The sequence below is a fragment of the Rhizorhapis sp. SPR117 genome (assembly GCF_021742065.1).
The window spans coordinates 53,407-66,601 of the sequence record NZ_JAKKIE010000009.1 but is presented as its reverse complement, the minus strand read 5'-3'; the positions used below and the strand labels follow the sequence as shown (position 1 = coordinate 66,601).

General features: G+C 59.4%; 11 protein-coding genes. All 11 read right to left on the bottom strand.

The annotated features are described in order from the left end of the window. Positions 1-16: 16 nt before the first annotated feature. On the bottom strand, positions 17-934 hold the full coding sequence (gene hslO / locus L3X40_RS05605; protein ID WP_237364781.1) for an Hsp33 family molecular chaperone HslO: 918 nt from the start codon (positions 932-934) through the stop codon (positions 17-19). A 27-nt stretch (positions 935-961) separates the two neighbouring features. Beyond that, entirely contained in the window at positions 962-1,891 is a 930-nt protein-coding gene (gene argF, locus L3X40_RS05600; RefSeq protein WP_237364780.1) for an ornithine carbamoyltransferase, read from the bottom strand. A 142-nt stretch (positions 1,892-2,033) separates the two neighbouring features. Next, positions 2,034-3,221 (bottom strand): aspartate aminotransferase family protein, encoded by a 1,188-nt coding sequence (locus tag L3X40_RS05595; protein WP_237364779.1) that lies wholly within the window; start codon positions 3,219-3,221, stop codon positions 2,034-2,036. A gap of 194 nt (positions 3,222-3,415) precedes the next feature. After that, on the bottom strand, positions 3,416-4,774 hold the full coding sequence (gene chrA / locus L3X40_RS05590) for a chromate efflux transporter (protein ID WP_237364778.1): 1,359 nt from the start codon (positions 4,772-4,774) through the stop codon (positions 3,416-3,418). Positions 4,775-4,857: 83 nt separating this feature from the next. Next, the gene (locus L3X40_RS05585) at positions 4,858-6,981 is read right to left on the bottom strand and encodes a sodium-translocating pyrophosphatase (protein WP_237364777.1); all 2,124 of its coding nucleotides are present in this window, start codon (positions 6,979-6,981) and stop codon (positions 4,858-4,860) included. 130 nt (positions 6,982-7,111) lie between these two features. Next, positions 7,112-8,032, bottom strand: a complete 921-nt coding sequence (gene thiL, locus L3X40_RS05580) for a thiamine-phosphate kinase (RefSeq protein ID WP_237364814.1) — start codon at positions 8,030-8,032, stop codon at positions 7,112-7,114. 45 nt (positions 8,033-8,077) lie between these two features. Next, positions 8,078-8,524, bottom strand: a complete 447-nt coding sequence (gene nusB / locus L3X40_RS05575; RefSeq protein WP_237364776.1) for a transcription antitermination factor NusB — start codon at positions 8,522-8,524, stop codon at positions 8,078-8,080. A 7-nt stretch (positions 8,525-8,531) separates the two neighbouring features. Then, positions 8,532-9,818, bottom strand: a complete 1,287-nt coding sequence (gene hisD / locus L3X40_RS05570) for a histidinol dehydrogenase (protein WP_237364775.1) — start codon at positions 9,816-9,818, stop codon at positions 8,532-8,534. After that, complete coding sequence (hisG, locus tag L3X40_RS05565; protein WP_237364774.1) at positions 9,808-10,470, bottom strand: ATP phosphoribosyltransferase; 663 nt, start codon at positions 10,468-10,470, stop codon at positions 9,808-9,810. Before hisG ends, hisD begins: the two co-directional genes overlap by 11 nt. A 50-nt stretch (positions 10,471-10,520) precedes the next feature. Next, positions 10,521-11,336 (bottom strand): ATP-binding protein, encoded by an 816-nt coding sequence (locus L3X40_RS05560; RefSeq protein ID WP_237364773.1) that lies wholly within the window; start codon positions 11,334-11,336, stop codon positions 10,521-10,523. A gap of 63 nt (positions 11,337-11,399) precedes the next feature. Then, a complete protein-coding gene (locus tag L3X40_RS05555; RefSeq protein WP_237364772.1) occupies positions 11,400-13,139 on the bottom strand; it encodes an acyl-CoA dehydrogenase in 1,740 nt (579 codons plus the stop codon). Positions 13,140-13,195: the final 56 nt, after the last annotated feature.

Here is a 13,195-nt window from a genome sequence, read left to right as displayed (position 1 = left end):
GCCGTATGTGCTGACGTTAATTCAGCAAACTATGCGCGTTCACTGCAAATATGCGTGAACAAAAGGCGCAATCGACATTGATCGTACCTGAATCATCGGCCATTTCCGCGCGCTGATCAACGGGAAAGCGGCTGATTACTCCGCGGATATAGTCGGCATTGCATCGGCAGCCTTTGGTAAGGACCGTGGAAGGAAGGACGCGAATTTCCTCCTCCTCATGGAAAAGTCGCCAGACAATGTCTTCCAGCGGCAACGATGCGTCACTCAGTTCCGCGTCTTTCAGGGTCTGCGCAAGGGCATGCACATGTTCCCATTCAGGATGGTCCATCCGCACATGCAACCGTTCGCGTCCCTCCTCACCTTCGGCCAGATGCTGCAATAGCAGGCCCGCCGCAACGCAGCCTTGTGCCGCATCGTGCCGCATGGTGATCCGCACGAAACTGGGGATCTGCTCAGACTGACTGAAATAATGCTCAGCGGCTTCGCCCAGCGATGCCCCCTCCAGCGGCACAATGCCCTGATAACGCTCGCCCGATGCCGCCTGATCAAAGGTGATGGCCAGAAAACCCTTGCCGAACAACGCAAACAGCGTCGGATCGGCGGGCTGTTCGGCCAGGCGATCCGCGTCGAATTTCACATAGCCGCGCAGTTCACCGCCCAGATAGTCACACACCAGCAACTCAACGACACCATTTTCCGTCTGTGCCTGTATGGTCAGTTGGCCATCTGTATCCTTCAATGTGGTGCCCAACAGCGCCGTCAGTGCCAAGGCCTCCGCCAGCAGTCTTTCGATAACCGGCGGATAAGCGTGGGCGGACAGAATCTCATGCAAAACCGGTCCCAGCCGCACCACTCGCCCGCGCACATGACGGGCGGCAATGGAAAAACCGATGGTGCGATCAAGGTCCGCCGATCGTGCACTGTCAGAGGCCAATATCCAGACTCCGTCCGTTCGTAAATTTCAACCCAGCTGCCCCAGCGCCCAGAGCAGCACCGATTTCTGGGCATGAAGACGATTTTCCGCTTCATCCCAGATTAGCGATTGCGGCCCGTCGATCACGCCCTCGGTCACTTCCTCGCCGCGGTGGGCAGGCAGGCAATGAAGGAATTTCGCGTCGGGTTTGGCCAATGCCATCAGTTCTTCCGTCACCTGATAGGGCATCATGGCCTTCAGCTTTTCCTCGGCATGGGCTTGCCCCATGGAAATCCAGGTGTCGGCAACAATGACATCGGCGCCCCGCGCCGCTTCCATTGCATCGCGGGTCAGTAGCACCTGTGATCCGCGCGCGCGCGCGATATCGGCGAAAGACGGGTCGGGATCATAGCCCTGTGGCACACCAACACGGACGTTGAATTTCATCAGGCCCGCCGCCTCGACGATCGAATGCAGCACGTTGTTGCCATCGCCCAGCCATGCCCATTCCAGGCCCGGCAGCGCCTTGCCATGTTCGATCACCGTCAAAAGATCCGCCATGATCTGGCACGGGTGCGACAAATCGGTCAGGCCATTGATGACCGGGACTTCAGCATGGTGCGCCAGTTCCTCGATCTTGCTATGATCGTCGGTGCGGATCATGATCGCATCGACATAGCGCGACAGTACCCGGGCCGTATCTGCCACGGTTTCGCCACGCCCAAGCTGCATCGCCCCCGCTTCCAGCAAGATACTGGTGCCGCCAAGCTGACGGATCGCCATATCAAACGATACGCGGGTGCGAGTCGAATTCTTCTCGAAGATCATGGCCAGCACATGCCCCGCAAGCGGTATGTCGGCGTCCGCCGCGCCCTTGGGCCACCCCTTGCGCTTTGCCTTGCGGTCCTGCGCGTCGTTCAGCATCGCGGCAATCGCATCGCCGCCCGCATCGGATAAGTTCAGAAAATGTCTTGTCATTTCAAGTTCCCCTCACCCCCTTTCCGCTCGTCCTGAGTAGCCATTGAGCTTGTCGAAATGGCGTATCGAAGGATCCTTCGATACGGGCCTTCGACTGCGCTCAGTCCCTACTCAGGATGAACGAAGAAGGGGTACAATCAGATCAAGAGACTGGAACCTCATAATCTTTTGCACCCGCCGACAGTTTTTCAATGCATTCGGCGATATGATTTTCTCCAATCACCAGCGGCGGCAACAGGCGCACGACATTGTCGCCCGCTGCTACAGTCAGCAGACCATGCCGGTCACGCAAATGCGCCACAAAGGCCCGGCTGTCCGACTTCAGCTTCAACCCCAGCATCAACCCCATGCCCCGCACGCTGTCGAACAGTTCGTCATGATTGGGGATCATCTGTTCCAGGCTGGCGCGCAGTCGCTCGCTCATCCTCTGCACATGCTCCATGAATTCCGGCACAAGAATCACATCGAGCACGGCATTGCCCGCCGCCATCGCCAATGGATTGCCGCCATAAGTCGATCCATGCGTTCCGATCACCATGCCTTTGGCCGCTTCCTCGGTCGCAAGGCAGGCGCCAAGCGGAAAACCGCCGCCAATACCTTTGGCGATGGCCATGATGTCCGGTGTGACGCCATATTGTTCATAGGCAAACAACGTGCCGGTCCGCGCAACGCCGCACTGCACCTCATCAAAGATCAGGATCAGGCCCTGTTCGTCGCAAGCCTGACGCAGGCCTTTCAGGAATTCCGGAGTCGCTGGCAAAATGCCGCCTTCGCCCTGGATCGGTTCCAGCAGGAAACCCGCCGTGCAGTCATCGACCGCGGCCAGCGCTGCTTCCAGATCATTGAACGTTACTACCTGAAAACCGGGCAGCAACGGTTCGAAGCCATCGCGCATCTTGGGCTGGTCGGTTGCCGAAATGGTGCCCAGCGTTCGCCCGTGAAAAGCATTGGAAAATGTGATCAGCTTGTGCCGCTGCGGATTGCCGTTGGCATAATGATAGCGCCGTGCCGTCTTGATCGCGCATTCCAGCGCTTCGGCTCCGCTATTGGTGAAGAATACCGTGTCGGCAAATGTGTTGTCCACCAACCGCTGCGCCAGGCTTTCACCCTGCGGACTGCCATACAAGTTCGACACATGCATCAGCGTCGCGGCCTGTTCCTGAATCGCCCGCACCAGATGCGGGTGACCATGACCCAGCAGGTTCACCGCAATGCCGGCCGCGAAATCCAGATAGCGCTCTCCGCGTTCGCCGAACAGGTAACAGCCTTCCCCTCGCACCGGACGCACATTGCACCGGGGATATACGGGCATGAGCGGCGTGATCGACATGGGTTTGGCCTTCCTCTGTTTGACAAATGAAACAAAGCAAAAAAGGCGGTCCCACGTGGACCGCCCTTGTTGCAGGCCATCATATACAGGGCGCGCGCGCCATTCGTCAACGCATGTGATCACCTCAGCCGTTCGGCCACTGCATTGGCGGCATCCAGCCATTGTCGCGCGTCGGCGCAATGGTTGGAGCAAGGCTAAACCAATCTGACCAGTAGGCCTGCCACCGCACAAAGCCCCAGAAGTCGAAAGGGGCTCATGCGAAACCAAAACATACCTGCCATCGCCGCTGCCGAGAGGGCCAGGGCAAGCAGATCGAGGCTTGCAGGGTCAGGAAGATATAGGCGGATGGGGCCAAAAGCGCGTTCCTCCACCTGTGCAAACCAGAAATGGAGGGCGAACCAGAGCGCCAGGTTCAATATCACGCCGACGACAGCGGCCGTGATCGCCGCCATCGCGGATGCAAGCGCCCGGTTTTCGCGCAGCCGCTCAATGAATGGCGCGCCCAGGAATATCCACAAAAAGCATGGCGTAAAGGTGACCCAGGTGGTCAGCAAGCCGCCCAGCGTTCCGGCAAGTAGCGGCGGCAGATCGCCCGGGTTTCGATAGGCACCAAGGAAACCCACATATTGCGTGACCATGATCAGCGGGCCGGGCGTGGTTTCCGCCAGCCCCAGTCCATCCAGCATCTCACGCGGACTGAGCCAGTGATAATGTTCGACCGCTGCCTGCCCGACCCAGGCGAGGACAGCATAGGCCCCGCCAAAGGTCAGCACCGCCATTTGGGAGAAGAAACTGCCAATTGCGGCAAATACAGAGTCTTCCGGCGCGAAGGCAAGAAGCAGACCGACTGGGGTCAGCCACAGAACAAGCAGAACAGAGGCAACGCCTGCTGTCTGCCAAAAAGCGGCACGGGCATGATCGGGAATGCCTGAACCAAGCGCACTGTCAGCATCGCTGAAAACATTGCCGCCTATGGAACCATGGCCGCCGCCGTTCAATGCGTGACTGCCGCTTCGCCCTGCGATCCAGCCTGTCACCCCCGCCGCAAAAATCACCAGCGGGAAAGGAGCGTTCAGAAAGAAAATCGCAGCAAAGGCAACAGCCGCAAGGCCAAAGCGGAACCGGTTTCCGAGTGCATGTTTGCCAATACGGACTACCGCCTGGAACACGATGGCAAGCACCGCCGCCTTCAATCCAAAGAACAGCGCGGCGACAGGCCCGGCCTGTCCATAGAGCACATAGAGCCACGAAAGCGCCATGATGGCGATTGCGCCCGGAAGGATGAACAACAGACCTGCTACAAGGCCTCCCTTTACCCGGTGCAGCAGCCACCCGATATAGGTGGCAAGCTGTTGCGCCTCCGGTCCCGGCAGCAGCATGCAGAAATTGAGCGCGTGGAGAAAACGCTCCTCGCCAATCCACTTCTTTTCCTCGACCAATATGCGGTGCATCACCGCAATCTGTCCGGCAGGACCGCCAAAGCTCAAAAGCGCGATGCGAACCCATACTTTCGTTGCCTGGGTGAAGGAAATGTCATGGGGCGGCCCGCTCATCGGCGGACCGCCCCATCAGGATCAGAAATATCGACTCCAGCAAGCCATAAATATCCATCGCATGCCGGAAACTGCATTTCCTTTTACGTTGCTGCGTGCGCCAGGGCCGCAAGCAGCAATAGTGCGACGATGTTGGTGATCTTGATCATCGGGTTGACCGCAGGGCCAGCCGTATCCTTATACGGATCGCCTACGGTATCGCCAGTGACGGCGGCCTTGTGGGCTTCGCTGCCCTTGCCGCCATGATTACCGTCCTCGATATATTTCTTCGCATTGTCCCATGCACCGCCGCCGCTCGTCATCGAAATGGCGACGAACAGCCCCGAAACAATCACGCCCAGCAGCAATGCGCCCAGCGCGGCAAAGCCATTGGCAACGCCGCCAACCCACGCAATGAGGAAATACACCACGATCGGAGCGAACACCGGAAGTAGCGACGGGAGGACCATTTCCCGGATAGCTGCCTTGGTGACCAGATCAACCGTGCGGCCATAATCGGGCTTGCTGGTCCCGGCCATGATACCCGGATTGTCGCGGAACTGACCCCGCACTTCTTCCACCACGGCACCCGCCGCACGGCCGACGGCGGTCATGCCCATCGCACCGAACAGATAAGGCAATAATGCGCCGAGCAGCAGGCCAACGATGACATAGGGGTTCGACAGGCTGAAATCGACCGGCTCGGTCAAACCAAGCGCGCTGTTGTAGAATTTCAGATCCTCCGTATAGGCCCCGAACAGCACCAGTGCCGCAAGGCCCGCCGATCCGATGGCATAGCCCTTCGTCACCGCCTTGGTCGTGTTGCCAACCGCATCCAGCGCATCGGTACGGCCACGGACTTCGTCATCCATGCCCGCCATTTCGGCAATGCCGCCCGCATTGTCCGTTACCGGACCATAGGCATCAAGTGCCACCACCATGCCGGCCAGCGCCAACATCGCCGTTGCGGCAAAAGCAATGCCGATCAGGCCTGCCAGCGAATAGCTGATGATGATGCCGACGCAGATCACCAGCGTAGGCAGAGCGGTCGATTCCAGCGAAATCGCCAGCCCCTGGATCACGTTGGTGCCATGCCCGGTCAAGGATGCACGGGCGATGGATTTGACCGGACGGAAATTGGTGCCGGTATAATATTCAGTGATCCAGACAATCAGGCCAGTCACGCCCAGGCCCACCATCATCGACCAGAACAGGTCCATGCCGGTAAAGCTGTTCTCGCCGGTTAGACCGCCGCCGATAGGTGCATTCATGTCGCCCAATACGCGCCAGGTGACATAACAAATCGCCGGGATCGAAAGGATCGCCGTGGTCAGAAAGCCCTTGTAAAGCGCTCCCATGATCGACTGGCTGCTACCCAGCCGGACAAAATAGGTGCCGATGATCGACGTGATGATGCACGCCCCGCCGACGGCCAACGGCAAACTCATAAGCTGCGTCAGCTCGGTGACGCCGACATCGACCAACAGAGCAGTCAGCACCATGGTCGCGCCAATCGTCACCACATAGGTTTCGAACAGATCGGCGGCCATGCCGGCGCAGTCGCCCACATTGTCGCCCACATTATCGGCAATGACCGCCGGATTGCGGGGGTCATCCTCGGGAATGCCAGCCTCAACCTTGCCAACAAGATCCGCGCCGACATCCGCGGCCTTGGTAAAGATACCGCCACCAAGCCGCGCAAAGATTGAAATCAATGAAGCACCAAAAGCCAACGCCACCAGCGCGTCGATGACCGTGCGGTCCTTGACTGTCATCCCCGCCGGTCCGGTCAGATACCAGAAAAAGACAGAAATCGCGAGCAGGGCGAGGCCCGCCACCAGCATGCCGGTGATTGCACCCGCGCGGAAAGCTACCGTCAGGCCGCTTTGCAAACTGGTTCGCGCGGCTTCGGCAGTGCGTACATTGGCGCGAACTGAAATGTTCATGCCGACATATCCCGCAGCACCCGAAAGCACCGCACCCAGCACAAATCCAAGCGCCGATGTCGCACCCAGAAAATAGAAAACAATGACCGCAACCACAACGCCAACCATGGCGATGGTGCGATATTGGCGACCCAGATAGGCTTTCGCCCCCTCCTGAATCGCAGCGGCGATCTCTTGCATCTTTTCATTGCCTGGCGAGGCGCTCAGCACCTGCCGACTGGTAAAGATTCCGTAGAGCACGGCCAACAGGCCGCACGCTATGGCGATGGTGACAATTGTCATAGGCTGTTCCTCTTCCCCCATTTATATCGAATCCGTAACGCCGGGATGTACGTCCAGAATGTGGGCGGAAGGTATAGGTCAGGAAAGGAAGGTCAAGCCGGTTCAAACAGATATGCAAATATTACAATCGTCATCCATGTTCATACCCCAGCCGCGCGGGCACCGGGACGGATCGACCCATGTACGACAGGGACAATCCGTGTCCTATGTCAAACCGGCCAACTGCGGTTGCAGCTATTGGCAAAATCGTATCGGATGGCGCGGCAAAGAGCAGTTGATAGTCATCGCCTGCCGTGCCCGCTGCCATGCGCAAATCCACGCTGTCGCCGCGCCCTGCCAAGACGTCACGCGATACTGGCATCCGGTCCAGTGCGATTTCCACCGCCATATTACTCGCTGCCGCCATCCGTGCGGAATCTATCAGCAAGCCGTCCGATACGTCCATCATGGCATGCACCAAAGGCGCAAGCTCCCGCCCTTGCGCTAACAATGGCTGCGGACGGCGATAGGCGCGGATCGGGTCCAGTGGCTCCGTTATCCCCCGGCGCGCCAAATCCAGCCCCAGACCCGCCGCGCCAATCGTCCCTGTGACATAGAGCGTGTCCCCAGCCAGTGCCCCGGAACGTGCCGGGACTGCCGATCCCGCCTCGCCAATTGCAGTCAATGTAAAAACCCCCGGCGCACCTTTCGGCAATGCCACCGTATCCCCGCCGATCAACGGCATGGCATATGTGTCGAGCGCATCTTTAAGGCCGGTCAGGAACGCCGCGTCCCAGCTATCATCGCCGGTCAACGCATAATTCATCAGGCACGCGATCGGCTGCGCACCCTTTGCGGCGAGATCGGACAGGTTCACTGCCGCCAGCTTCCAGCCGACGTCTTCGGGTGGATCATTTTTCAGGAAATGCACGCCCGCAACGATAGTGTCACTGGTAATGACAAGCTGTCTGCCGCCGACATCGAGCACCGCCACATCGTCCATCAACCCCCGCGCGGCGTCACTGGCGGCAAGGGTGCGCAGTCGTTCGATAAAAGCGGATTCACCGGTCATAGTCATTACTGACAAAGTCCTTAGCACCCTGGAGGAGGCGGAATATCAGCCCCGCACATCCTTCGAAATCGCATCCAGCAGGCCGTTGACGAACCCGCTTTCGCGCTTGTCGTAAAAGGCGTGAGCCACATCAACATATTCGGTTATCACGGTAGCCGTCGGCACATCGGGTCGCGCCATCAATTCATAGGCACCCGCGCGCAAGATCTGGTGCATGGGCTTGTCGAGCCGCGCCAGCGACCAACCCTGCGCCAGCTTGCCCTCGATCAGCGTGTCTATTTCCGACCGGCGCTTGTCCACTCCGGCCACCAAGTCGTCGAAAAAATCGCGCTCCGCCTCGGTATAGGTCACATCTTCAATGGTCTGGCCCAGGCGATATTCGTGGAATTCGCGCAGCAACATAGGCAGCGGCGTGCCTTCCATATCCTTCTGATACAGCGCCTGAACCGCAGCGAGGCGGGCGGCAGAGCGGGATTTGGATCGATCGGTCATAAATTCCTTAAAGCCGCAACCGCACCGAAGCAGCATGGGCAGGCAATCCCTCCGCCTCCGCCAGCGCAACGGCGGCAGGACCAATGGCCTCTATCGCCCGCTGGTCAAGCGCAAGGAAGCTGGTGCGTTTCATGAAGTCGAGTACCGACAGCCCTGATGAAAAACGTGCACGGCGGCCGGTGGGCAACACATGGTTTGGTCCCGCCACATAATCACCCACCGCTTCAGGCGTCATCCGGCCCATGAAGACGGAGCCTGCGTGACGCACGCATTTGAATAGCGCCTGCGGATCATCGACCGCCAGTTCCAGATGCTCGGGCGCGAGGCGATCCACCAGTGGCAGAGCCTCTTCCAATGTATCGACCAATATAATCGCGCCATTGGCGTCCCAGCTCGCGCGCGCAACCGCATGGGTGGACAGCGCAGGTATCTGCCGCTCGACCGCCGCCGCGACTGCATCGGCAAAGGCCGCATCATCGGTAAACAGGATCGACTGGCTGGTGGGGTCATGTTCGGATTGGCTCAGCAAATCCGCCGCAATCCATTCCGCATCGTTCTTGCCATCCGCCACCACGACGATTTCAGAAGGGCCAGCCACCATGTCGATGCCGACCACCCCGTAAAGCTGCCTCTTTGCCTCTGCCACCCAGGCATTGCCGGGACCGGTGACGACATCGACCGGCTTGATCTTGTCAGTGCCATAGGCAAGTGCGGCCACCGCCTGCGCTCCGCCCACACGCCAGATTTCTTCAACTCCTGCAATTTCGGCAGCGGCAAGAACCAGCGGGTTGATATCGCCATTGGGTGTGGGCGTCACAATGGCGATCCGCTCGACGCCCGCAACCTTGGCCGGAATGGCATTCATCAGGACCGAACTGGGGTAGGCCGCCCGACCGCCCGGCACATAAAGCCCGGCCGCATCAACCGCACGCCAGCGCGCGCCAAGCCGCACGCCTGCTGCATCCACGCTGTCACTATCCTGCGGCTTCTGCCTTTCATGATAGGCCGCGATCCGCGTTGCGGCGAGTTCCAGCGCATCACGCAGTGGCGTCGAAAGCCCATTGAGGGCGGCCTTGCGATCAGCCGTCGCAATGTTCCAACCGCTGGCATTTAAGTCATGACCGTCGAAACGCTGCGTGTAATCGGCCAGCGCCGCATCGCCGCGCTCCCGCACTGCGCGCAATATTGCGGTGACGTCCCGCGAAACATCCTCGTCGGCCTCACGCCGCGCATTCACCAGCGCTGTGAATGCCGCATCGAAACCGGCCTCACGGATAGAAAGCCTAAGGGGCATCCCGTGTCTCCACCGCTTTACGAAAGGCCTCGACCAGCGGCATTATCTCGCCCGAACGCATCTTGAAGGCGGCACGGTTGACGATCAGACGTGCGGATATCTGCATGATAATGCTGGTTTCCACCAAGCCATTCGCCTTCAATGTCGCGCCGGATGACACAAGGTCCACGATCCGCCGCGACAGCCCAAGCGATGGCGCAAGCTCCATCGCACCGTTCAGCTTTACGCATTCGGCCTGAATGCCCTGCCGTTCGAAATGGCGGCGGGTAAGGCCGGGGTATTTCGTTGCAACGCGGACATGGCTCATCGCGCTCTGGTCTTCGGCGGCAAGGCCTACAGGCTCGGCAACCGACAGACGGCAATGGCCGATGTTCAGATCGACCGGCGCATATAATTCCGAATAGTTGAATTCCTCAACCACATCGGACCCGACAATACCGATCTGTGCCGCGCCATGCGCAACGAAGGTCGCGACGTCGAATGCCCGCACCCGGATGATCGAAATATTTTCATGATTGGTCGCGAATTTGAGTGCGCGGCTGTTCTTGTCATGGAAATCCGCTTCTGGCGCGATACCCACCTTGGCGAGCAGCGGCAGGGCTTCATCCAGGATACGTCCCTTGGGGATGGCAATGATCAGCGGCTTGGTCATGATGTCAGGCGCTTTACTTGGCGCCAGGGAAAAGGGCAACATGGGGACCGCTAGATTCTGATACCCTTTCGCCCTGCCAGTTCCACGACATATTGCCACGCCACGCGACCCGACCGGCTGCCGCGCACGGTGGACCACTGCACAGCCTCTTGCGGATCGAAATCCAGCCCATAATGCCCGGCATAGCCCGCAACGATGGCCACATAGGCATCCTGATCGATATTATGAAAGCCAAGGCTGAGCCCAAAACGGTCGGACAGCGCCAACTTGTCGTCCACGACATCGCGCTTGTTGATGGGATCGTCCTGCTCCCCCATGTTCCGCGGCACGATATGGCGGCGGTTGGATGTGACATACAACCGCACATTGTCCAGTCGCGCTGTCGCCGACCCCTGCAACAGCGACCGGAACGCCCGCGCATCGCCGCCGACATCGTCAAAGCCCAGATCGTCGATGAACAGCACAAATGCCCGCGCCGTACCGCGCAGCAGAGTGAAAAGGTCCGGTAATGTCTTCAAACGATCAGTGGCAAACTGAATCAGCGCAATGTCCAGGCCTTCTTCCTGCAGCTGGCCGATGACCGAGGAAACGCTGGCCGACTTCCCGGTCCCCCGCGCGCCCCAAAGCAGCACATCATGCGCAGCATGGCCAGCGGCGAGGCGACGGGTATTTTCCAGAAGCTGCGATTTCTGCGCATCGATGCCGGTCAGCAGATCATAAGGAATAGGCGCAAAAGCCGCTACGGACTGGATCACGGCGCCGTCCCAGATATAGGCAGGCGAAGCGGCAAGGTCCGCAGATGGCAATGGCGCGGGGGCGAGTCGGTCCAAAGCGTCGGCTATACGGGCGATCAGTTTGTCGGTCATGACGTCGCTTTAGCAGAGGACATAAGAGATGCCACACCATCGTCGCGCCCATACAGGCCAAAATTAAATCGCCAACTCCTCCGCAGCCAACTCATACAACAACTCCGCGCCTGCCATTGCTTGCGCCTTGAGGCCCAGCGCCTCTGGCACCACATGGTCGAGATAGTAGCGCACCATTACTTCCTTCGATTTCAGGAAAGCCGGGTCGCCGTCGCCCTGCCGCAGCCTTTCCGACGCTGCCCGACCCTGTCGCGCCATCAACCAGCCGCAGGTCGCGACCGAAACCATGGTGAGAAAGGGATAGCTGCCCGCCATCCGGTCATTGACGGACGCACCCAGCATCCAATCGGCTGTTCGCTCCACTGCGTCGGCCAATGTCATCAACGCCGCCTCGCCACCGCATTCGATGCGAATATCCGATAGAAGGCTCTTCAACCCCTCGCCGCCATCGCCGGTCAGCTTTCGGCCCACCAGGTCAGCGGCCTGAATGCCGTTGGTGCCTTCATAAATGGGCGTAATGCGGGCATCGCGATAATATTGCGCTGCGCCAGTTTCCTCGATGAAACCCATGCCGCCATGCACCTGCACACCCAGGGAAGCGACTTCGCAACCCATGTCGGTGGCATAAGCCTTGGCCAGCGGGGTCAGTATGTCGAGACGCTTTTTTGCGCCTTCGATGCCCAGATGCCTCCGGTCCACCTGGCCCGCCGCATAATAGATCAGCGCGCGGGCCGCCTGCGTCAGCGCCTTCATGCGGATCAACATCCGTCGCACGTCAGGATGCTCGATGATCGCAACGGGGTCGGGCGAGGAACCATCGGCGCGGGCCGACTGAATGCGTTCGGCAGCATAAGCGATCGCCTGCTGCGTCGCGCGTTCGGCGATTTGCACGCCCTGGCTGCCGACATTGAGGCGCGCCTGATTCATCATCGTGAACATCGCCTTCATGCCGCCGAACTCGTCGCCGATCAGCTCGCCGATACAATCGTCATGGTCGCCATAGGACATGACGCAGGTGGGCGAGGCGTGAATGCCCAGCTTGTGTTCGATCGACGCACAATGAACATCGTTCAGCGCCCCGATATTTCCCGCGTCATCGACACGGTATTTGGGAACGATGAACAGCGAAATGCCCTTCGTTCCCGCCGGTGCGCCGGGCGTGCGGGCAAGGATCAGGTGGACGATATTGTCCGTCAGATCATGTTCGCCAAAGGTGATGAAGATTTTTTGCCCCTTGATCCGGTACGTGCCATCATCCACGGGAGTCGCCATGGTGCTCAATGCGCCGACGTCGGAACCTGCCTGCGGTTCGGTCAGGTTCATTGTACCCGTCCATTCGCCAGTGATCAGCTTGGGCAGCCATTTGCTCTGTTGCTCCGCCGTTCCATGCGCCATCAACGCCTCGATCGCAGCGGGGGTCAGCATGTTGACCAGCGAGAATCCCAAATTGGCGCTGCCCAGATCTTCCATCACGACGCTGAACAGTGAAAAGGGCAGGCCTTGTCCGCCAAAGGCCTCTGGCCCATTGATCGTGCCCCAGCCATTATGGACGAAGGACTGGTAAGCCGAACGAAATCCTTCGGGCAAGGTGACCTTGCCGTCATTCCATTTCGCGCCCTCCATGTCGCCAATCCGATTGAGCGGCGCATATTCGTCCTCCGCAAACTGGCCCGCTCCCTCGATAATAGCGTCTACCATGTCGGGTGACGCCGCCGCGAAGGCATCATGTTCGGCCAATTCAGCAAGGCGGGTAACGTGATCCAGCACGAAACGCTGTTCGACAGTCGGAGACTTGTATTCCATTGCCAGAGTGCCCTCATTGCTTTTAGCGCTTGGACGCCCGATTCGCGCCCGCTATA

Excerpts from the sequence above, each read along its gene's own strand:
- argF (WP_237364780.1), bottom strand. The coding sequence starts at position 1,891 with ATGACAAGACATTTTCTGAACTTATCCGATGCGGGCGGCGATGCGATT.
- L3X40_RS05585 (WP_237364777.1), bottom strand. The coding sequence starts at position 6,981 with ATGACAATTGTCACCATCGCCATAGCGTGCGGCCTGTTGGCCGTGCTC.
- L3X40_RS05555 (WP_237364772.1), bottom strand. The coding sequence starts at position 13,139 with ATGGAATACAAGTCTCCGACTGTCGAACAGCGTTTCGTGCTGGATCAC.
- thiL (WP_237364814.1), bottom strand. The coding sequence starts at position 8,032 with ATGACCGGTGAATCCGCTTTTATCGAACGACTGCGCACCCTTGCCGCC.
- chrA (WP_237364778.1), bottom strand. The coding sequence starts at position 4,774 with ATGAGCGGGCCGCCCCATGACATTTCCTTCACCCAGGCAACGAAAGTA.
- hisG (WP_237364774.1), bottom strand. The coding sequence starts at position 10,470 with ATGACCAAGCCGCTGATCATTGCCATCCCCAAGGGACGTATCCTGGAT.
- L3X40_RS05595 (WP_237364779.1), bottom strand. The coding sequence starts at position 3,221 with ATGTCGATCACGCCGCTCATGCCCGTATATCCCCGGTGCAATGTGCGT.
- L3X40_RS05560 (WP_237364773.1), bottom strand. The coding sequence starts at position 11,336 with ATGACCGACAAACTGATCGCCCGTATAGCCGACGCTTTGGACCGACTC.
- nusB (WP_237364776.1), bottom strand. The coding sequence starts at position 8,524 with ATGACCGATCGATCCAAATCCCGCTCTGCCGCCCGCCTCGCTGCGGTT.
- hisD (WP_237364775.1), bottom strand. The coding sequence starts at position 9,818 with ATGCCCCTTAGGCTTTCTATCCGTGAGGCCGGTTTCGATGCGGCATTC.